Source organism: Haloarcula salina (assembly GCF_010119195.1).
Taxonomy (GTDB): domain Archaea; phylum Halobacteriota; class Halobacteria; order Halobacteriales; family Haloarculaceae; genus Haloarcula; species Haloarcula salina.
In genome coordinates, this window is the sequence record NZ_WRXL01000006.1 from 161,903 (window position 1) to 181,728 (window position 19,826).

The 19,826-nt window shown below is 67.6% G+C and carries 18 protein-coding genes; 6 read left to right on the top strand and 12 right to left on the bottom strand.

Annotated features, from left to right (window positions below):
• Positions 1-115: 115 nt before the first annotated feature.
• Both GM656_RS15920 and dgoD read right to left on the bottom strand, forming a co-directional pair.
• Positions 116-1,147, bottom strand: a complete 1,032-nt coding sequence (locus tag GM656_RS15920; protein WP_162414667.1) for an NAD(P)-dependent alcohol dehydrogenase — start codon at positions 1,145-1,147, stop codon at positions 116-118.
• 69 nt (positions 1,148-1,216) lie between these two features.
• Positions 1,217-2,368, bottom strand: a complete 1,152-nt coding sequence (gene dgoD, locus GM656_RS15925) for a galactonate dehydratase (protein ID WP_162414668.1) — start codon at positions 2,366-2,368, stop codon at positions 1,217-1,219.
• A gap of 163 nt (positions 2,369-2,531) precedes the next feature.
• Here dgoD and GM656_RS15930 point away from each other — a divergent pair, with 163 nt between their 5' ends.
• Positions 2,532-3,305 (top strand): SDR family NAD(P)-dependent oxidoreductase, encoded by a 774-nt coding sequence (locus GM656_RS15930; RefSeq protein ID WP_162414669.1) that lies wholly within the window; start codon positions 2,532-2,534, stop codon positions 3,303-3,305.
• 18 nt (positions 3,306-3,323) lie between these two features.
• Here GM656_RS15930 and GM656_RS15935 read toward each other — a convergent pair whose 3' ends face one another.
• The 6 genes from GM656_RS15935 to GM656_RS15960 form a co-directional block, all read right to left on the bottom strand.
• Entirely contained in the window at positions 3,324-4,778 is a 1,455-nt protein-coding gene (locus GM656_RS15935) for a rhamnulokinase (protein WP_162414670.1), read from the bottom strand.
• A gap of 21 nt (positions 4,779-4,799) precedes the next feature.
• The gene (locus GM656_RS15940) at positions 4,800-5,453 is read right to left on the bottom strand and encodes a class II aldolase/adducin family protein (protein WP_162414671.1); all 654 of its coding nucleotides are present in this window, start codon (positions 5,451-5,453) and stop codon (positions 4,800-4,802) included.
• 205 nt (positions 5,454-5,658) lie between these two features.
• Positions 5,659-6,825, bottom strand: coding sequence for an ABC transporter ATP-binding protein (locus GM656_RS15945; protein ID WP_162414672.1), 1,167 nt, complete (start codon positions 6,823-6,825; stop codon positions 5,659-5,661).
• Between the two features lie 91 nt (positions 6,826-6,916).
• Complete coding sequence (locus tag GM656_RS15950; RefSeq protein ID WP_162414673.1) at positions 6,917-7,789, bottom strand: carbohydrate ABC transporter permease; 873 nt, start codon at positions 7,787-7,789, stop codon at positions 6,917-6,919.
• Positions 7,789-8,721, bottom strand: a complete 933-nt coding sequence (locus GM656_RS15955; protein WP_162414674.1) for a carbohydrate ABC transporter permease — start codon at positions 8,719-8,721, stop codon at positions 7,789-7,791. The genes GM656_RS15950 and GM656_RS15955 overlap by 1 nt, the downstream gene beginning before the upstream one ends.
• Positions 8,722-8,766: 45 nt before the next feature.
• Positions 8,767-10,215: an extracellular solute-binding protein gene (locus tag GM656_RS15960; RefSeq protein WP_162414675.1), complete on the bottom strand. Its 1,449-nt coding sequence runs from the start codon at positions 10,213-10,215 to the stop codon at positions 8,767-8,769.
• A gap of 339 nt (positions 10,216-10,554) precedes the next feature.
• On the opposite strand from GM656_RS15960, the gene GM656_RS15965 reads away from it, so the two are divergent.
• The 5 genes from GM656_RS15965 (at position 10,555) to GM656_RS15985 (ending at position 14,914) form a co-directional block, all read left to right on the top strand.
• Positions 10,555-11,589 (top strand): alcohol dehydrogenase catalytic domain-containing protein, encoded by a 1,035-nt coding sequence (locus GM656_RS15965; RefSeq protein WP_162414772.1) that lies wholly within the window; start codon positions 10,555-10,557, stop codon positions 11,587-11,589.
• Complete coding sequence (locus GM656_RS15970; RefSeq protein WP_162414676.1) at positions 11,586-12,389, top strand: class I fructose-bisphosphate aldolase; 804 nt, start codon at positions 11,586-11,588, stop codon at positions 12,387-12,389. The genes GM656_RS15965 and GM656_RS15970 overlap by 4 nt, the downstream gene beginning before the upstream one ends.
• A gap of 225 nt (positions 12,390-12,614) precedes the next feature.
• Entirely contained in the window at positions 12,615-13,382 is a 768-nt protein-coding gene (locus tag GM656_RS15975) for an IclR family transcriptional regulator (protein ID WP_162414677.1), read from the top strand.
• Between the two features lie 625 nt (positions 13,383-14,007).
• On the top strand, positions 14,008-14,598 hold the full coding sequence (locus GM656_RS15980) for a 50S ribosomal protein L15e (RefSeq protein WP_162414678.1): 591 nt from the start codon (positions 14,008-14,010) through the stop codon (positions 14,596-14,598).
• 169 nt (positions 14,599-14,767) lie between these two features.
• Positions 14,768-14,914, top strand: coding sequence for a hypothetical protein (locus GM656_RS15985; RefSeq protein WP_162414679.1), 147 nt, complete (start codon positions 14,768-14,770; stop codon positions 14,912-14,914).
• A gap of 116 nt (positions 14,915-15,030) precedes the next feature.
• On the opposite strand, the gene GM656_RS15990 is transcribed toward GM656_RS15985, so the two are convergent.
• The 4 genes from GM656_RS15990 to GM656_RS16005 form a co-directional block, all read right to left on the bottom strand.
• On the bottom strand, positions 15,031-16,062 hold the full coding sequence (locus tag GM656_RS15990; protein WP_162414680.1) for a Brp/Blh family beta-carotene 15,15'-dioxygenase: 1,032 nt from the start codon (positions 16,060-16,062) through the stop codon (positions 15,031-15,033).
• A complete protein-coding gene (locus GM656_RS15995; RefSeq protein WP_162414681.1) occupies positions 16,053-16,778 on the bottom strand; it encodes a lycopene cyclase domain-containing protein in 726 nt (241 codons plus the stop codon). Before GM656_RS15995 ends, GM656_RS15990 begins: the two co-directional genes overlap by 10 nt.
• A 43-nt stretch (positions 16,779-16,821) precedes the next feature.
• Positions 16,822-17,793 carry a phytoene/squalene synthase family protein gene (locus GM656_RS16000; RefSeq protein ID WP_162414682.1) on the bottom strand — a complete coding sequence of 324 codons (972 nt, stop codon included), beginning with the start codon at positions 17,791-17,793 and terminating at the stop codon, positions 16,822-16,824.
• A 270-nt stretch (positions 17,794-18,063) separates the two neighbouring features.
• Positions 18,064-19,644, bottom strand: coding sequence for a bacterio-opsin activator domain-containing protein (locus GM656_RS16005; protein ID WP_162414683.1), 1,581 nt, complete (start codon positions 19,642-19,644; stop codon positions 18,064-18,066).
• Positions 19,645-19,826: the final 182 nt, after the last annotated feature.

A 19,826-nucleotide genomic window follows, 5' to 3' on the forward strand; every position in this document is an offset into this window, starting at 1 on the left:
GGCACATATTCCCATAGATACGGCCAATATGTGTCGAAGTTCCGTCACAGAGCGATTTACTAACAAATAAATTATCTTTTTTCCAAATAGTCAGATTTCAGTGAATATACGGCGCTCAGTCATCGAGCGAGATCATCCCCTTGACGACGGTCGGTTCCATCGCCCGCCGGAAGGCGTCGTCGATGTCTTCGAGCGACGACTCGAAGTCGACGATCCCCTCGACGTCCACCTCGTCGTCGGCGAGCAGGTCGACGGCCGCGTCGTAGGTGTTCTTGTACCGGAACGAGCCGTGCACGTCGATCTCGTTGTCGATGACCTCCAGCACGTCGAACGGGACCTCGGCCTCGCTGGCGAGGCCGACCAGCACGACGGTGCCGCCCCGGCGGACCGCGTCGATTGTCGATCGGATCGACGGCTCCGCGCCGGAGGCCTCGACGACCACGTCCGCGCCGACGCCGTCGGTGTACTCCCCGACGGCCGCTTCGAGGTCGGTCTCGGTGACGTCGACAGTCAGGTCAGCGCCGCGTTCGGCGGCGAAGTCGAGTTTCTCCGCGACCACGTCGGTGACGATCACGTCCGTCGCGCCGGCCGCGCGGGCGGCTTCGAGGACCATCAGGCCGATGGGGCCCGCGCCGGTGACGAGGACGGTGTCGCCCGTGCCGACGTTCCCCCGACGGCAGGCGTGGATGCCGACCGAGAGCGGTTCGCAGAGCGCCCCCTCGGCGGTCGAGACCGAGTCGGGCAGGCGATAGGCGAAGTCGGCCGGCCAAGAGACGTACTCGGTGAACGCGCCGTCGTGGGGCGGCGTCGCCATGAACCGAACGTCTTCACAGAGGTGGTAGTCGCCGCGCTTGCAGTGGGCACAGCGACGACAGGGGACGCCGGGTTCGAGCGCGACGCGGTCGCCGGGCGCGAGACCGGTGACGTTCTCGCCGATCGCGACCACCTCGCCGGCGCTCTCGTGGCCGAGAACGAGCGGGTCCTCGACGACGTAGTCGCCGATACGTCCGTGTTCGTAGTAGTGCACGTCCGAGCCGCAGATGCCCACGTCACGGACCGCGACGAGCACGTCGTCGGGCCCGGGCGTCGGTCTGGGACGATCCTCCAGTTCGAACTCGGTCGGTTCGACTAACACAGCGGTTCGCATACCCGAGACCACGCGTCGGACCACCAAAAATATACGGGAGAAGGGGCCGCGCTCGTCGCGGCCGGCCGCTCACCACTCGGCGACGCTCCCGTCCTCGTGGTGCCAGACGGGGTTGTACCAGTTGACCTGCGCCTGGGCCTGCTCGCGGACGTACTCCTCGTCGACTTCGATGCCCAGCCCGGACCCGGTCGGCCGCTCGACGTAGCCGTCGTCGAAGGTGAACGTCGCCGGGTCTTCGAGCAGTTTGAGCCGCTGGCTCGACCCCGGGTCGTGCAGGTCGAGGTCCTGTTCCTGCATGACGACGTTCTGCGAGCAAAAGCCCACCTGCAGGCTCGCGGCGAACGCCACGGGTCCCAGCGGGCAGTGCGGGACGACGGCCACGTCGAAGGCCTCGGCCATCGAGACGACCTTGCGCATCTCACTGATGCCGCCGACGTGGGTCACGTCGGGCTGGATGACCGACACCGCTTCGTCGGTGAACAGCCGCTTGAAATCGTAGCGGGAGTAAAAGCGCTCGCCGGTGGCGATGGGGACGGTCGTCCGGTCGGCGATGCCCGCAAAGGAGTCGGCGTGCTCCGGGAGCAGCGGCTGGTCGACGAACATCAGGTCCAGCGGTTCGAGCCGCCGGACGAGTTCGGCGGCCATCGGCTTCGAGACGCGGCCGTGGAAGTCGACCCCGACGAAGGCGTCGTCGTCCACGGCGTCGCGGACCGCCGCCACCCGCTCGACGGCGCGGTCGACGGCCGCGGTCGTCTCGATGGGGCGAAACTCCCGGACGAAATTGAGCTTGAACGCCCGGTAGCCGCGGTCGTAGTCCTGTCTCGCGGAGGCGGCGATGTCCTCGGGGTTCTCGCCGCCGAGCCACTGGTAGACGAGCAGTCGGTCGCGGACGTGGCCCCCGAGCAGTTCGTGGACCGGCGCGCCGTAGTGTCTGCCCTTGATGTCCCAGAGCGCGTGGTCGATGCCCGCGAGCGCGCTCATGAGCGCCGGGCCGCCCCGGAAGTAGCCGCTCTGATAGAGCTTCCGCCAGTGGTACTCCGTCCGGAGCGGGTCCGACCCGAGCAGGTACCCCTCGACGAGCTCGGTGACGGCCGCCCGGACGGTCTCCAGTCGCCCCTGGATGATGGGCTCGCCCCACCCGACGACCCCCTCGTCGGTCTCCAGTTTCAGGAGCAGCCACCGCGGGGGCACGGCGAACAGTTCGAAGTCGACGATTTTCATGGCTAGGTGTATCTGGGAGCGCGCACTTGTAATGACGGGGCGTCGAAGGGGGCGGTGTCTCGGAACGGAATTTCTGGCTGTTCGAGCCCGTATTCGCTACACGGAACACGACCCGCCGAGGCGTAGATTTAACACCGAGGCCACCCCAGAACCGAACGTACGCATGAGTGTACTGGAGAGTTTCTCCCTCGACGGAGAGACGGCTATCGTCACCGGAGCGGCACAGGGCCTCGGCAAGCAGATGGCGACCGCCCTCACGGAGGTTGGGGCGGACGTGGCCATCGCCGACGTGAACCTCGAGAAGGCAGAGCGGGCGGCCGAGGAACTCGACGGCGAGACGGAGGTCATCGCGACGGAAGTCGACGTGACCGACGAGTCCTCGGTCGAGGGGATGGTCGACGCGGTGACCGACCGCCTCGGCCCCGTCGACGTGCTCGTCAACAACGCGGGCATCGTCGAGAACTCGGCGGCCGAGGAGACGGATGTCGAGTCCTGGCGGCGCGTGGTCTCGGTCAACTTAGACGGGGTCTTCCTCTGTGCCAAGCACGTCGGCCAGCAGATGTTAGAGCGCGGCGAGGGCCGAATAGTCAACATCTCCTCGATGTCGGGCTTCGACGTGAACGTCCCGCAGAAACAGGCCAGTTACAACACGACGAAGGCGGGCGTCAGGATGCTGACCCAGTCGCTCGCCGTGGAGTGGGGCGACCGCGGCGTCCGGGTCAACGCCATCGCGCCGGGCTACATGCGGACCGACCTCGTCGACGAGGTGCTGGCGGAGAACCCCGAAATGGAGGAGACGTGGCTGGAGAACACGCCGATGGGGCGGCTCGGCCGCCCGGAGGAACTGAAGGAACTCGTCGTCTACCTCGCGTCCGACGCGTCCTCGTACATGACCGGGTCGACCGTCGTGATGGACGGCGGTTACACCTCGCGGTGAGACGGTCGCCCCGGAACGTCACTCCGACAGCGCGGACAGTCGCTCTTTTGCCCGCCGCCACTCGGCGGTCGCGCGCGGCTCGTAGGTCGTCGTCTCGAAGGCCGATTCGACCAGCCGCCGGCCCGCCGCCAGGTCGGGGAGCGTCCCCGCGGCGACGGCCTGCGTGAGCACGTTGCCGACGGCCGTCGCCTCCACCGGCCCGGTCGAGACCGGCCGACCGGTCGCGTCGGCGAGCAGTTGACAGAACAGTTCGTTCCGGACGCCGCCGCCGCCGAGGACGATGTTCTCCGGCGGCTCGTCGACGACCGCCGAGAGGCCGTCGAGGGCGAGCGCGACCTTCGCGGCGAGGCTGTCGAGCAGGCAGCGGACGACCGCGCCACGGTCCTCGGGGACCGGCTGGTCGGTGCGCCGGCAGTACGCCCGGATCTGGTCGGGCATCGGCTCGTCGATGCCGAAGTCCTCGGCGTCGGTGTCGACGAGCGCGGCCCGCGGCTCGGCCTCGCGCGCGGCCGAGAGCAGCGTCCCGTAGTCCACCGGCTCGCCGGCCTCGCGCCAGGCCTCGCGGCACTCCTCGAACAGGAAGAAGCCGTTGATGTTCCGCAGGAACCGGACGGTCTCCTCGGCACCCAGTTCGTTGGAGAACGCCTGTTCGAAGGCGGCGTCCGAGAGGACTGGGTCGTCGCGCTCGACGCCGAGGATGAACCACGACCCGGTGTTGAGAAAGGCGCTGTCGGCGTCGAGCGGGAGGCCGGCGACCGCCGACGCGGTGTCGTGGCTCGCCGGCGTGACGATTTCGGGCGTCGACGACAGCGACGCGGCCACGTCGTCGGCGACCGGGCCGAGATACTGCCCCGGTTCGGCGAGGTCCGGGAGCAGGTCCGTCGGCAGGTCGAGGTCGTCGAGGAGGTCCGTCGCCCACGCCCGGCGCTCGGGGTCGACCATCTGCGTCGACGAGGCGATGGTCACTTCCCCGGCCGCCCGCGCCCCGAGCAGGTGCGAGAGCAACTGGGGCATCATCAGCAGGGCGTCGGCCCGCTCCAGCACTTCGGGCTCCTCGCTGGCGAGGGTGTGGAGCTGCCAGAGCGTGTTCGGCGTGTTCCAGTTCGTGATGCCCGACATCTCGAACAGGCGGCGCTTCCCGACGGCGTCGAACACCGCCTCGCGCGTCGCCGTCGAGTCGGGGTCGCGGTACGAGATGGGGTCCCGGAGCACCTCGCCGTCGGACAGGAGGCCGAAGTCGAGTCCCCACGTGTCGACGCCGACCGTGTCGAGGGCGGCCCCGTCGTCGGCCGCCTCGATGCCGGCGACCATCCCTTCCCGGAGCGCGTCGAGGTCCCAGACGTAGCGTCCGTCCCGCTCGACCGGGCGGTTGTCGAAGCGGTGGACCTCCTCGACGGCGAAGTCGTCGGCCGTCACCTCGCCTCGGTAGACGGTGCCGCCGCTCGCGCCGATGTCGATGGCGACGTGGTTCATAGTGTCACTCGCGCGGGCCGCTCACTGGCCATAGCTGTCGAGCTTCTCGCTCAGACGGTCGATCTCGTCGTCCGGGAGGATCTCCGGCTCGCCGATGGCGCGGGCCTGGTAGTGGATGCGCGCGCAGTACTCCACCATCAGCGCGACCGTGTAGGCGCTGTCGAGGTCCTCGTCGGCGGTGAGGACGCCGTGGTTCCGGAGCAGCGTCGCGTTGTACTCGCCGCCGAGGGCGTCGACCGCGGCCTCGCCGAGTTCCTGGGTCGCGTGGGTCTCGTACTCGGCGACCGGGACCTCCGAGCCGGTAAAGGAGAGGAGGTAGTGCGAGGCCGGGATTGCCTCGCCGAGCGACGCGAACGTCGTCGCGTACGGCGAGTGCGTGTGGACGACGCCGCCCACGTCGGGCCGGTTCTCGTACACTGCGAGGTGCATCGGTAGCTCGGTCGACGGCTCGACGTCGCCCTCGACGACCGTGCCGTCGGTGCGGACCACGGGCACGTCCGCGGGCGTGATGTCCTCGTACGGGACGCCGGAGGGACTGATCGCGACGTGCTCCTCGTCGAGTCGCGCGCTCAGGTTCCCGCCGGTCCCCGTCGTCAGGTCGTCGTCGAGCAGGCTGCGGCCGTACTCGCAGATGGCGCTGCGCGTGTCGTAGTGGGATAGCTCTGTTTCGGACACACGATGACTGTCACTAGCGTGCTATAAATTTGCTTCGATGGGGCGGGCCGGGAGCGGGCGAAAACGGCCGCCTAAGCACTCACTGGGGCAATACAACGCGATTAGCGTTCCGCACACACGGCTCGAGAACGGCGGCGGGAGACCGACTGACAGACCCGGAACCGGCCAAACGCGACCGCGCGACGGGCGCGGGAGACGCGGTGGGTTACTCGCTGTTGACGGCGTGGAGCCGCTCTTCGAGGGCGACCTCGGCCTGCTCGTCCAGCTGGCGCTGGTGGATGGTCTCGCCGGTCTCGGCGTCGAACAGGTGCACGTCTTCGTCGGGGATTTCGACGTAGACGTGCTCGCCCTCGGTGATCGGGCGCTGGCCGTCGGTTTCGACGACGAACGTCTCCTCGCGCTCCTGGGCCTTCGCGCGCAGATAGACGTAGGAGATGCTCCCCATCGGCTCGACCACGTCGACGACGGCCTCGAACTCGTGGTTCGAGTTCGCCCGGTCGTGGAGCCTGATGTCCTCGGGGCGCGCGCCGAGCGCGAGGGCGTTCCGGTTCCCGACCGCGGACTGCATCCGCTCGGTCAGGTCGTAGTCGAAGCCGTCGGCCCGCAGGGTTCCGCCCTCGACCGTGCCGTCGAAGAAGTTCATCGACGGCGAGCCGAGGAACCCGGCGACGAAGCGGTTGGCCGGCCGGTAGAAGCACTCCAGCGGCGTCCCGACTTGCTGGAGGTCGCCGTGGTTGAGCACGACGAGCCGGTCGCCCATCGTCATCGCCTCGGTCTGGTCGTGGGTGACGTACAGCGTGGTCACGCCGAGTTCGCTCTGGAGGCGGTTGATCTCGGTGCGCATCTCCGTGCGGAGTTTCGCGTCGAGGTTCGACAGCGGCTCGTCCATCAGGAACACGTTGGGATCCCGGACGATGGCGCGGCCGAGCGCGACGCGCTGTTGCTGGCCGCCCGAGAGTTCGCCGGGCGTGTTGTCCAGCAGCATGTCGATGTCCATCATCTCCGCCGCCGAGCGGACCTTCTGCTCGATCTCGTCGTCGGACATCTCCGTCGACATCTTCAGTCCGAAGGACATGTTCTCTTCGACGGTCATGTTCGGGTACAGCGCGTAGTTCTGGAACACCATCGCGATGTCCCGTGCGCGCGGTCCGAGCTGATTGACGAGCGTGTCGCCGATGTGCACGTCGCCGGCGGTCTGGGTCTCCAGTCCGGCGACGATGCGCATGAGCGTCGATTTCCCCGACCCCGACGGGCCGACGAAGACGACGAACTCGCCGTCGGTGATGTCCAGCGATACGTCGTCGACCGCGACGATGGACTCCTCGCCCTCTCCGAACTCCTTCGTGACGTCGTCTATTGTGATACCTGCCATTAGCGACCCTCCGTAGCGCGGCTGATTGAAGCTGTCCCCGCCGCAGGGGAGTGATTCGCGAGCGATACGCGTCGTCGAGTCGATGTCGTGCTCATTCTTTGATCACCACGCCGAAGCTGAGTCCGGCAGCGAGGTACTTGTTCACCGCGATCAGGAAGACGACGACGGGGAGGATCATCGCCATCGAAGCGGCCGCCAGCATGCCCCACTCGATGGAGCGCGAGCCGATGAACGAGTAGACGAACAGCGTCACCGGCACCGCCTTGAAGCTCGTCAGCACGAGCCCGAACAGCAGTTCGATCCACGCGAAGATGAAGCTGATGATGGCGACCGAGAAGATGCCGGGTTTCGCCGCCGGCAGGACGACCTTGCGAAAGCCCTGGAACCGGGTCGCCCCGTCGACGCGGGCGGCCTCTTCGAGCGTCTCGGGAATGCCGTCGAAGAACGCCTTCATCACCCACACGACCAGCGAGAGGTTGATGCTGACGTACATCAGCACCATCCCGATCCGCGTGTCGAAGAGGTTCAGCTCCCGGAAGATGATGAAGAAGGGGAGCACGACGGCGATGGGCGGGAGCATCCGCGAGGAGAGGATCCACACCAGCACGTCCCGCTCCATCGGGATGTCGTATCGCGAGAGGACGTACGCCGCGGGCACGCCGATCAGCAGGACGAGGACGACCGACGCCGACACCATCAGGAGACTGTTGGCGAAGGCCGTCACGAACTCCGACTGCTGGACGAGCTGGATGTAGTTGTACACCGTCGGCAGGAAGATCCAGTCCGGCGGCAGCGCGTTGGCCTCGCCCGGCGGCTTCAGCGACATCGACGCCAGCCAGTAGAACGGGAAGATGACGACGAGCGACCACGTCAGCAAGACGGCGTGGCGGACGACTTTCACGAGCGTCTCGCGGGTGTCCTTATCGAGGCGCTGAGACGAGCCCGGAACGGTGTCCGTCGCCATCAGTCCCACACCCCCTCGAAGCCGACCTTCGCGATGATGACGTTACACAGCGCGACCACCAGCACGAGGTAGACGATGGCGATGGCCGCGGCGACCGTGATTTGGTTGTTGATGAACATCTGCTCGTAGATGTTGATGCTCACCAGCTGGGTGGCCGTCCCGGGACCGCCCTGGGTCAGCCCGTACACCACGCCGAAGGTCCGGAACAGGTCGATCAGCCGGATGAGGGTGGCGACGAACACCACCGGCTTCATGTACGGAATGATGACGTGGACGTACCGCCGCCACAGCGGCGCGCCGTCGACCCGCGCGGCTTCGAGCAGCGTGTCGGGCACCGACGAGAGGCCGGCGTAGAAGATGATGAACATGAACGGCGTCCAGTTCCACGTGTCGAGCAGGATCACCGTCAGCAGCGGGATGTCCGAGAGGAACGCGGGCGCGGCAAACGGCGTCGCCGCGTTGATGACGTACGGGATGATCCCGATCTCGCTGTTGAGCATGATCCGCCCGATGGTCGCCATCGACACCGGCGCGACTGCCATCGGGAGGATGAACAGCACCCGGTAGAACGACTTGGCACGCGAGGACTCGACGCCGGCGACGAACGCCGCGAGCGCGAACCCGAGGACGCTCTCCAGGAGCAGCGCGCTGACGACGACGGTGATGGTGACGACGAACGAGTGCAGCGCGCCGCCGCGGGTAAAGGCCGTCTCGAAGTTGTCGAGGCCGGCGAACTCGGCCGCGAAGACGTTCAGCGTCGGCTCCTCGATCAGCGCGAGGTACAGGTCGTAGGCACCGGGGAAGAAGGTGATCATGATCATCACCAGCACCATCGGTCCCATGAACCAGTACGGGAGGTAGTCGTTCCAGAGCTCCCGGAGCCTGGCCGAGGTCGGCTGCGAGGTCGATTCCGTTTGCGTTGGTGTACTCATGTGTGACAGGGGGTGTTGTGGCTGGAGTGATATAGTGGTACGCGATTAGCTGTAGATGTCTTCTGCGATGGACGCCGCCTGCGTCATCGCCTCCTCAGCAGATTTCTGGCCGGCGATGGCGCGCTGGAGTTCCTCGGAGTAGCGCTGCCCCCACTGCGGGTACTTGCGGTCGAACGGGTCCGGCGCGGCCTCCTGCAGTGATTCGAGCGTGACCTCCGCGAAGTTCTCGCCGACGCGCGAGCGGAACTCGTCGTTCTCCCAGACCGACTGGCGCACGGAGAACGCGGCCCCGTTGTCTACGTGCATCCAGGTGTTGGTCGGCTGGGAGGTGGCCCACAGCATGAACAGGAACGCCTGCTCGGAGTTCCGGGCGTTCTTCGAGGTGGAGATCTGCCAGTTGAACGCGTTCGGGGAGAACTGGCCGTCGGCCGGCTTGGGCACCTTCGCGATGCCGATGGTGTCGGCGACCGAGGAGTCGGAGCCGGTGAGGCCGGGCCAGAACAGGTTCGCGTCGGAGACGATGTGGCCGGCGCGGCCCTCCTGCATCGTCGAGAGCACGTCGGACCAGGTCTGGGTCGACGCGCCCTCCGGACCGTAGTCCTGGAGCAGGCCGACGTACCACTCCGCCGCGTTGATGACGCCGTCGGTGTCGAGCCCGGAGTCGGTCGGGAACTCGGTCCACAGCGAGGAACCGAACTCGCGCAGGAACGTGTTCAGGATGTAGATGTTCATCCCGTAGCCCTTCTGACCCCGGCCGACCGTGCCGACGACGTCGGACTCGTTCTCGTGGATGGTCTGGGCGTTCTGGCGGAACTCTTCGAGGGTCTCGGCGACCTCCAGATCGTGCTTCTCGTAGAGGTCGGTGCGGTAGAACTGGGTCTGGACCTCGACGGTGATGGGCAGTCCGGTCCACGTGTCGCTGTAGCCGCCCCCGTGGGCCTGCCACTTCGAGGACTCGAAGAGGTCGTCGGGCTTGTACCACGCCTCGTCGTAGAGGCTGCTGTCCTCGAAGTAGGGGTCGAGCGGCTGGAGCCAGCCCTCCTCGCGGAACTGGTTGACGACCTGGTCCATGTAGAACACGTCGAACTGCCCGGCCCCCGTGCTCACGTCGGTCTGGCGCTTGGTCCGGAACTGCTGTTCGGGCAGGATGTTCCAGACCACGTCGATACCGGTCAGTTCTTCGAACACCGGTACCGCGGGCTTGATCGCGGATACCCAGGGGTGCTGGACCGCGCCGATGTTGATCTGTGAGCCCTCGAACTGCCGCCACTCGATGTCGGCGTCCTCGTACTCGCTGAGCGGGATGGCCAGGTCGTCGCCGCTCCCCTCCGACGACGTCCCGCTCCCGCCGTCGCTTCCGTCGCCGCTCCCGGAACCGCCGTCGCTCCCGCCGCTCCCGGAGCTATCGCCGCCTCGCGTACATCCCGCGAGACCGCCGAGCAGTCCGACTCCCGTTGCTTTCAGAAAGTGCCGTCTGTTGCGCTTGCTGGGCATGTCTGTTGACCTCGTCACTATCGAATTACCCATCAATAATAAAGCTAATCATTTGTAACGTATATTACGTGTCGTGACTCCGGCCGTTTCTCGTTCCGACCGCGGCTGGCCGACGCGTCGAAACGCCGTCGAGACTCCGTCACGCGTCGGTTTTCCGAGGGGCGTGGCAAGATTTTAATACGCGGTGCGAATATACCGCAACCACGGACAGACGCCGAGCGCACCGTCCGGACGCGGCCGGCGGTCGGCGCGGCGTGACCGATACATGATCCGAGTTAGCACACCATACGACCGGAGTACAGTGACAGTGACCGCCGTCGAGCGACGGGAGGGCCGATGATGCGCGCGAGCGCGCTGACCGACGTGGGCGAGATCGCGGTCGAGGAGCGCGAGCGGCCCGAGCCGGCCGCGGACGAGGTGCTGGTACAGGTGGGCGCCTGCGGCGTCTGCATGACCGACTACCACATGTACCACGGCACGTTCGCCGTCGAGACGCCGCTGGTGCTCGGCCACGAGAGCGCCGGCACCGTCGCCGAAGTGGGCGACGACGTGGCGGGCTTCGAGGTCGGCGACCGCGTCGCGATCAACCCAACGGTCCCGTGCAACGCCTGCTCGTACTGCAAGCGCGGCGAGACCCACCTCTGTGAGAACAACACGAGCATCGGCGGGGCCGGCGAGACCATCCTCGACGGCGCGTTCGCGGAGTACGTCCGCGTGCCGGCCATCAACGTCGAGGACATCGGCGAGATGTCCTTCGAGCACGCGGCGCTGGCCGAACCGCTCGCCTGCTGCGTCCACGGCGTCGAAGAGGTGGACGTGAAACCGGGCGACAGCGTGGCCATCATCGGAGCCGGCCCGATCGGTCTCCTCCTGCTCCAGGCGTTCCGCAACGCCGGGGCCGCGCCCATCGTCGTCTCCGAACTGGACGACGAGCGGCGCGAGCTGGCCGCGGAACTCGGCGCAGACGCCGTCGTCGACCCCAACGAGGACGACCCGGAAGCCGCGATTCCGGCGGCCGCGGGCGGCCCCGTCGACGTGGGCGCGGAGGCCATCGGCCTCGTGCCGACCATCGAACAGGCCAACGCGGTGACCGCGCCGGGCGGGTCGACGCTCGTCTTCGGCGTCCCCGACCAGGAGGCGACGATGGAGATCAGCCCGTTCGACGTGTTCTTCGACGAGGTCGGCTACCGCGGGTCGTTCTCGCTGACGACCGAGGACTTCGAGCGCGCGGTGACCCTGCTCCGATACGGCCGCGTCGACGCCGACGCGCTCGTCACCGAGCGCATCGGACTGGAGGACCTGCCGACGGCGTTCGAGCGCATGGGCAACGCCGAGGGGCTGAAGAAGGTCGTCGTGCCGGGCGAGGGCGAATGAGCGAGTTCGACCTGCTCGACACCGACTCCGGGAACGCGGTCGTCGTCGCGCTGGACCACGGCATCGGTATGGGCGCGATGGACGGCTTCGAGGACCCGCGGGCGACGCTCGACGCGGTGCTCGCGGGCGAACCCGACGGCGTGCTCGTCGGGCCGTACTTCGCCGAGCGGTTCGCCGACGCGTTCGCGGCCTCGTCGACGGACGTGCTGGTGACCGCCGACTTCGTGTCGCCGTCGAGCCAACCGGGCGAAGACGTGGGGCCGTGGGTCCAGGCGAACGCCTTCGACGCGGATCGACTGCTCGCCTGTGACCCCGTGGGCGTCAAGTCGGTGCTGGCCTTCGGCCGGCAGGACCGCCGCGCGTTCGAGCGCAACGTCGAGTACGTCACGGAGATCACCGAGTCCCTGCGCGGGACCGGCGTCCCCCACGTCGTCGAGACCGTGCTGTGGGGCAAGGAGGTCCCGGACCGCTTCGAGACGGATACGCAGTACGTGGCCAACGCCTGCCGGATCGGCTGGGAACTGGGTGCGGACGTGCTGAAGGCCCCCTACACCGGCGACCGCGAGTCGTTCGAACCCATCGTCGCGAACGCGCCGGTCCCGGTGATGATCCTCGGCGGCCCGGCGTCCGGGTCGGTCCGCGCGATGCTCGACGACGTGGCGGGCGCGATGGCGGCCGACGCACGCGGTCTCGTGATGGGTCGAAGCGTCTGGCAGACCGAGGACCCCGCCGCCGTGATCGACGCCCTCGACGGGATCGTCCACGACGGCGCCGACCCCGCGACCGTCTGGTCGGCCTGAACCGTTCGTTTTTCCTGCCGGCTGCTCTGTCCCGAAGCCCAGTTCCCGTCTCGACACGAGCCGTTCTTCAGAGCAGAACGGATAAATTTCGGCTCGTATTCGCCGGAGCGATCACACATACTCGATAAACCATGATAGATAGCGAGGGTTAAGAATCATTACATACCCGAATCGTTCTGCTCTAAAGAACATATTTTTCACCCCGGAGCGTGTACCCGATTGGCAATGACCGACGAACCACGATACGCGGTCGAGGCGACGGAGACGTCGCTCGCCGTCCTCGAAACGCTGGTCGACGCCGAGGGCACGGTAGGCGTGACGGCGCTGGCCGACCACGTCGGCGTCTCGAAGAGCGTCGCCCACAATCACCTCTCGACGCTCCGGGCGGCCGGCTACGTGATCAAGCGAGGTGAGCAGTACGACGCGTCGCTCCGAACGCTGACCCTGGGCGAACGGACGCGGGCGGGCATCGACGTCCACGACGCGGCGAAGCGGAAACTGGACAACCTCGCGGCGGCGACCGGGGAGACGACGACGCTGTTCGTCCTGGAAGAAGACGCCGGCGTCCCGGTGTACGTGGCCGAGGCCGACGACGGCTGGTCGCCCCCCTTCGTCGAGGGCGAGCGACTCCCGTTGCACGTGAACGCGCCCGGGAAGTCGATACTGTCGTCGCTGTCGGCCGACCGCATCGACGCGATTCTGGAGCGCACCGACCTGATCGCGCCGACCGACGCGACGACGACGGATCCCGACGAACTCGTCCGGGAACTCCGGCGGATCCGGGACGACGGCATCGCGTTCTGCAGAGGAGAACAGTATGAGGGCGTCGTGGGCGTGGCCGCGCCGCTCCCCGAAATCGACGGGAGTCGGATCGCCGCACTGGGCGTCTGTGGCCCCGTCGACCGACTGAACGGCCGGTACCTCGAAGAGGACATCACCGGGCAGGTGCTCAGCACCACGAAGTCCGTCCAGGTCGACCTCACCGCGGACTGACGTGGCTAACGAACGTACCACTGTTACCGGACGACGCGGGTGCGCACTCTACCGCTAACGCCCGTACGACTGTTATTTCCCGGGAACGGCGAGCCCGATACTGTCGCGTGGACAGCCGTCAATCGAAGAAGAATCTCCAATCGTGCCGGAGTAAAGACTCCGAATGGGGTCACCAGACACATCTGCGATTTTTACACAGATACTTCGCTATTGTAGTCTAGTTAAACACTAGTATCTAAATAATAGGCCTATTTTCGAGATTTTTGGAAATAGAAATAAGAATACGGAATTGTATAGAGGTCAAGTCGAGACAGGATCGGAATTGAGGGCGATTCTATAACCAATTTGTCAACCGGTAGGTCGAAAGAGAGATATCCGCGGTATCGAGGGCGTTTTCCGAGAGCGACCGATTCGGGCGAGCGAGCGAACCGGCCCCGGATTCCGACGCGGTCGTCCGCGTGAGCGCGTCACACCCGCATCCACGGTCCGAACCGCTTAAGAGTCCCAGCGGCGAACGACGGAGTAACTCGCTGGACGACGGGCACCAGCGGGCACCTGCGTGTGCAGGTCGGGATGTGAGTCGCCGGACGCGACTTGAACCACGCAACGCCCGTGGTGAACACACATGGCACGAAGTGCATACTCCTACATTCGAGAGGCCTGGAAGAACCCGGGCGACGGACAGCTCGCAGAACTGCAGTGGCAGCGCCAGCAGGAATGGCGCGACGAGGGCGCGGTCGAGCGCATCGAGCGCCCGACGCGCCTCGACAAGGCCCGTTCGCAGGGCTACAAGGCGAAACAGGGCGTCGTCGTCGCTCGCGTCTCCGTCCGCAAGGGCGGCGCGCGCAAACGCCGGCACAAGGCCGGTCGGCGCTCCAAGCGCCAGGGCGTCACGCGCATCACCCGCCGGAAGGACATCCAGCGCGTCGCCGAGGAGCGCGCCTCCCGGACCTTCCCGAACCTCCGCGTCCTCAACAGCTACTCCGTCGGCCAGGACGGTCGCCAGAAGTGGCACGAGATCATCCTCATCGACCCGGAGCACCCCGCGATCCAGAACGACGACGACCTCAACTGGATCTGCGCCGACAATCAGGCCGACCGCGCCTTCCGCGGTCTGACCGGTGCCGGCCGCCGCAACCGCGGCCTCGGCACGAAGGGCAAGGGCGCAGAGAAGACCCGCCCGTCGCTGCGCAGTAACGGCGGCAAGGGCAAGTAACGCCGACGCGGCCGTTTCTTCTCTCTCGACGCGTCCAGTCGCGACACGCTCAGTAGTGAGGAGTCGCCAGATGCTGTCGTCTTCAGCGCCTAAATCCAGCCAATTTTAATGGACGAATGAACTATTGTGTATAAAAAGTTTATACGTTTGGGCGTTAAAATACCGTGTAATGAGAAAGCCACAATTCAGACTACTGTTCGAAGACGTACGGAAATGGCTGGGCAAGAAGGTCCAGCGGTCCACGGGATCCGACGCGACCGGCGTCTCCGGCGACCAGTCCACCGCGAGGCGACTGTTCCCGCCGGGCGGACTCTGATCGGTCGCCAGCGCGGATCGAGTCGGAACCGCTGACGCATTGTTTGTCGTCACGTCCGTCGAAACGACTGGCCGGCCAGTGTCGACGACGCTCTGCTCCTGTGCGGTCCGGTCGGACTACGCCCAGACGCCCTGCTCCCGATCCATCACCGTCACGACAACGACGTGCGGGAGCGTGACGACGGCGATGAACACCAGGTACAGCGCGACCCAGCCGGGGACGGTCGAGGGGGGGTCTGGAACGAGGACGAACAGGCCGCCGAGCAGCGCGAGCGAGGCGACGGTCAGGGGGAGCGCGTCGCGGGCGAAGCGGGCGAACGCTCTCGAGAGGTCGCGGTCACCGAGGGCAGCGGCGGCCGCGTCGTCGACGAGCAGGAGGCGGGCGACGTGGCGCAGCGAGTGCCACAGGCAGAAGTAGACGCCGACGGCCAGAACCGGCGGGACGACGGCGAAGTACGCGAGCAGGCCCAGCGTCTCGGCGGCGTCGAGCGCCCACGGACGACGAGACTCGGCGCGGACGTACCCGAGCGCGAGCGTCGCCGCGACGAGCGCGCCGTAGGCGACGGCGAGAGCGGCCCGGGCGTCCGGCCGGAACGCCCACGCGAGGGCGGCGGCGTCGGCGGCGAACAGCGACACCAGATCGGTGGCGACGCGGCGGTACCACGCGGGGAACGCGAGCAGCGGGACCAGCATCGGCAGGCCGCCGCGGACGAGCACGGTCCCGGCCCGCTGGGGGAGCGACCGGAGGTGGTCGGCGTCCGCCAGCGCGACGAGCGCGTACAGGTCGCCCTGCCCCCAGTGGAACCACGTCACTGCGATGAACAGGGCGAGCGACGCGGCGGGCGCGAGGAACCAGACGACCGCGTAGGCCCCGCCGACGACGGCGTAGAGCGCGACCACGCGACCGACGGCTCGCAGGTCCGGACGCTCGTCGCGCGTGCGCGCGACGGCGAAGTGGTCGACCGCGCCGTGGGGGAGGCCCAGCACGACGACGCTGGCGACCAGCGGGACGTACTGCAGCGTCGGCGGGACCGAAACGCCCGCGAGGAACGGGACGACGAGCGCGGCGCTCGCGGCCCATCCGGGCGCGAGTGCGACCCGGGCGAGCGTCGCGCGGGCGGCGGCCGTCGCGTCGGTGGTCAGTGCCATCTGTCGAGGAGCCAGACGTACAGGACGACGCCCTGGACGACGAACAGCGACGTGCAGAAGAAGAACACCGCTTCCTCGACCGGCAGGCCGATCAGCGGGACGGCGTATCCGGTCGTGTACTGCCCCGAGAGCGTCCAGATTCCCAGTTCGAGCGCGATGCTATCGATGCCACAGAGGTACGCCGTGGGGACGAGCGTCGCCGCCGCCACGGTCCGCCGCTCGCCGGCGAGGAAGTGCCAGCCGAAGCCCCACTGGAGGGCGAGTATCGGCGCGCTCCAGGCCAGGAGCGACCCGAGATAGAGCCCGGCGTCGGCCCGCAGGAGCGCGAGACCGACCGCCGCGACCGCGCCGGCTGCGGCGAGGCCGACCAGCCGCGTCGGAAGCGGCGTGGCGAGCGGCCGGTCGGTGTCCACGCGAAACCGGGCGGTCCACAGCCCGACGCCGACGGTCTGGAAGACGAAGAAGAGGTACTCGCCGAGCGGAATCGACCAGTACCGAGCCAGCACCGTCCCCTCGCCGTACCACCAGACGCCGCGGCGGATGAGCGCGCCGTCCCACGGGATCGTATAGATGACGGCCAGTCCGGTCAGGAGCGCAGTCCCCGAGAGGACGGCCCGTCGGCTGCCGAGGCGGTAGGTCGCCGTCAGCGCCAGCGCCGCGAGTACCGGCGCGACGAACAGGGCGTGAAACTGGAGATACGAGAGCGGCGGCGTCATCGTCGCGAGACGGGGCGGAGCGCTGTCCTGCTCGCGGACCGTGTCATCCGCGCCACGTCGGCTGGCCGTGGCCGTGGACTTCAGTCGGTCGCTCGCCGGGCCCGCGCTCGGAGACGGCGCTCACCGTGTAGAACGTCGCCTCCGGGTCACCGTTGCGCCGCCAGTGCCACCAGGTTCGGGCGAGCAGCCAGAGGCGGCGTCGACGGCTGAGCTCCGGCGTCTCGGTCAGCACGTCGTAGCCGCGGTCGCGGATGAGCCGGTGGTGTTCGGCGTACAGGACCGCCGCGAGCAGGACGCCGAACTGGCAGTCCTCCGGGAGGTATCGGATGCCGGCGACGCCCTCGCGGTACAGCTCTTCCGTGCGGGCCAGTTCCTCCTGCATCACCGCGCGGAACCCCTCGTCCAGCTCGGCGTCGGCCAGTTGCGCCTCGGTGACGCCGTGCTGGGAGAGCGTCTCCTGCGGGAGGTACACCCGGCCGTAGTCGTGGATGTCCTCGCGCACGTCGCGCAGGAAGTTCGAGAGTTGGAACGCCTCGGCCAGCGCCTCCGCGTGGGGCAGGGCCGCCTCCTTCTGGGGCGGGTCCATCACCTCGGTCATCATCGACCCGACGGCGACGGCCGACCCGGCCATGTACCCCCTGAGGTCCTCGAAGGTCTCGTAGCGGGCCTGCGCGATGTCCATCTCCATCGCGTCGATGAAGACGTTGATGGTGTCCTCGGAGATGTCGTGGCGCTCAGCGAGGTCCTGGAACGCCGCCATGACGGCCTCGTGGTCGGTGTCGGCGGGGTCGACGTTCCCGAGCGCGGCCTCGCGGATCACTTCCAGTTGCTCGTGTTGAACCGTCGGCGGCGGCCCGTCCGTCCGGTCGACGACCTCGTCGGCCACCCGGAAGAAGGCGTACATGACGTACGTCGGGTGGCGGATCCGTTCCGGGAGCAGGCGGGTCGCGAGGTGGAACGTCCGTCCGGTCTCCTGCTGAATCGATTTGCTGGTCTGGATGTTGTCAGAGTGCATTGAAAGCGGTCGAGCGGTCTCTCGATGCGCGGTGCGTCGACGGCGCTGTCCGAGTCGGGGACCGAGTGGGTGCTGTCGGACGTGGCGGTGCGCTCACGGGGGTCTGTGCCCCGCCGAAACGGCGGTCGAGAGCGGGACACGGGTACTTCGTCACTACCGTGAAATACGGCGGTCGTGGGGATAAGCAGACTACCAAATTGCTTCGGGGACGGCGACCGGACTCGGCGCGCGTCGGCGTCTCCCCACCGGTCAGCGGTCGACTGGGCACGCTCACCAGTTTTCGAACACCTCCTCCAGGAGTTTCCGCTCGCCCGCCCGGAGGTGCTGGTGGAACGTCGACGGGCAGATGTCCATCGACTCGGCCAGTTCCTCCCCGGACACGTCCCGCGGCCAGTCGAAGAAGCCGCCGAGGAATCCCTTCCGAAGCGCCGTGAGCTGTCGGTCGGTCAGTCGCTCCTCGACGGTCGCGATGAACGCCTGCCGGGAGACCGGCGGCTCGTCGAGCTCCTGGACCGAGAGCAGTTCCGTCTCGGGGTAGCGGTCCCGGACCTGTTCGACCACGGCCCGGGTCTCCGTCGTCGCCGGGAGCGTGACCGTCACCGTCGCCGCGCCCGGTTCGACGACGATTCGCTTCGTCTGCGCGCCGCGGTCGGCGACGGTCGAGACGACCGGCGGGTCGTCCACCGCGAACTCGAACAGGGCGGTCCCGTCGGCCGTCGAGACGTGCGAGACGCCCGAGACCTGCGGGTGGTCGGCGGCCACGGCGCAGACGGCGGAGGGGTCGTCCGTCTCGACGAGGAAGAACATCACCGTCGCCTCGCCGTCGGGGACGCTCCCGCCGTACTCCATGGAACAGCCGAGTTCGCTCGCGACCGCGATGTAGAACACCTCGGGGTCGGTGATGCGCAACTGCAGTTCGGTGACGTTGTCGGCGGTCAGCAGCCGACTGGTCTCGCGGGCGTCGATGGCCGCCGCCGCCGCCCGGCCGATGGTCCGGAGGACCACCTGCTCGCGAGGGTCGAACGCATCATCGCCGTCGGCGTAGACGGTGAGCACGCCGTACAGCGAGTCCCCGGAGACCAGCGGCACGGCGGCGACCGAACTCACGTCGGCCCCGGCGAACCGCTCGTGGCGCCCGTCGAGGTCGACGGCGGCCACCTGGAGTTCCTCGGTCCGGGCGGCCGCCGCGACGGGATCGTCGGCGTCGAGCGGGATCGACGGCGGGTCGTCGCGGTCGGCCGAGAGCGCTACCGGGACGAGGCTCTCGTCGCGGAGGTCGATGTCGGCCACCCAGGCGAACCGGTAGCCCTCGGTCGCCGCCAGTCGGTCGCAGACGGTCTGCTGGATCGACTCGCGGGAGTCCGCCGTCAGCACGTCGCCCAGCACGGCCCTGAGGAGGCCGTCGACGCGGTCGACGAGGTGCTCGAGGTTCCGGCGCTCGGCGCGAAGCTCCTCGCTGCGGCGCTCGGCCGCGAGTTCGGCGAGCTTCCGTTGCGTGATGTCGATGTGCGCGACGACCGCGCTCCCGGACTCGCTGTCGGACAGCGGCGCGACCCGCATCAGGAACCACTGCTTTTCATCGGGGGAGTGACACGGGTACTCCATCGTGAACAGGTCCTCCTCGCCGTCGATGACCGACTCGATGCCCGCGACCGCCTTGCCGGCGTACTCGTCGGCGTCGACGTCGGTGGTCGCGAAGTAGTTCGTGCCCTCCATCTCGCCGTCGGCGTCGCCCGAGAACTCCCGCCAGGCGCGGTTCGTGAACACGATGGTCCCGTCCGCGTCGAGGACAGCGATGTTTATCGGCAACGTATCCAGTGTCGAGCGCGCGAGTGTCTCTGGTGGCTTCATTCGGTGTCCCCGGCTCCGAGTAGCCGATACCCCCTCTAGTGGCGGCCGGTGAATAAACGTGTGGCCCGATGCGGGGGCGATCAGAGCGCGCTGGCGGGAGCGGCATACCCGGCTGGCTGGAGCAGCGCAGCCGAACTGTTGCCTCTGCGAAAAACTCTATACACTGTCAGGCGTTACCAGCG

Bases quoted from the DNA above. Each gene is read 5' to 3' on its own strand.
- GM656_RS15920 (WP_162414667.1), bottom strand. From the start codon at position 1,147: ATGCGAACCGCTGTGTTAGTCGAACCGACCGAGTTCGAACTGGAGGAT.
- dgoD (WP_162414668.1), bottom strand. From the start codon at position 2,368: ATGAAAATCGTCGACTTCGAACTGTTCGCCGTGCCCCCGCGGTGGCTG.
- GM656_RS15930 (WP_162414669.1), top strand. From the start codon at position 2,532: ATGAGTGTACTGGAGAGTTTCTCCCTCGACGGAGAGACGGCTATCGTC.
- GM656_RS15935 (WP_162414670.1), bottom strand. From the start codon at position 4,778: ATGAACCACGTCGCCATCGACATCGGCGCGAGCGGCGGCACCGTCTAC.
- GM656_RS15945 (WP_162414672.1), bottom strand. From the start codon at position 6,825: ATGGCAGGTATCACAATAGACGACGTCACGAAGGAGTTCGGAGAGGGC.
- GM656_RS15950 (WP_162414673.1), bottom strand. From the start codon at position 7,789: ATGGCGACGGACACCGTTCCGGGCTCGTCTCAGCGCCTCGATAAGGAC.
- GM656_RS15955 (WP_162414674.1), bottom strand. From the start codon at position 8,721: ATGAGTACACCAACGCAAACGGAATCGACCTCGCAGCCGACCTCGGCC.
- GM656_RS15960 (WP_162414675.1), bottom strand. From the start codon at position 10,215: ATGCCCAGCAAGCGCAACAGACGGCACTTTCTGAAAGCAACGGGAGTC.
- GM656_RS15965 (WP_162414772.1), top strand. From the start codon at position 10,555: ATGCGCGCGAGCGCGCTGACCGACGTGGGCGAGATCGCGGTCGAGGAG.
- GM656_RS15970 (WP_162414676.1), top strand. From the start codon at position 11,586: ATGAGCGAGTTCGACCTGCTCGACACCGACTCCGGGAACGCGGTCGTC.
- GM656_RS15975 (WP_162414677.1), top strand. From the start codon at position 12,615: ATGACCGACGAACCACGATACGCGGTCGAGGCGACGGAGACGTCGCTC.
- GM656_RS15980 (WP_162414678.1), top strand. From the start codon at position 14,008: ATGGCACGAAGTGCATACTCCTACATTCGAGAGGCCTGGAAGAACCCG.
- GM656_RS15985 (WP_162414679.1), top strand. From the start codon at position 14,768: ATGAGAAAGCCACAATTCAGACTACTGTTCGAAGACGTACGGAAATGG.
- GM656_RS15990 (WP_162414680.1), bottom strand. From the start codon at position 16,062: ATGGCACTGACCACCGACGCGACGGCCGCCGCCCGCGCGACGCTCGCC.
- GM656_RS15995 (WP_162414681.1), bottom strand. From the start codon at position 16,778: ATGACGCCGCCGCTCTCGTATCTCCAGTTTCACGCCCTGTTCGTCGCG.
- GM656_RS16000 (WP_162414682.1), bottom strand. From the start codon at position 17,793: ATGCACTCTGACAACATCCAGACCAGCAAATCGATTCAGCAGGAGACC.
- GM656_RS16005 (WP_162414683.1), bottom strand. From the start codon at position 19,644: ATGAAGCCACCAGAGACACTCGCGCGCTCGACACTGGATACGTTGCCG.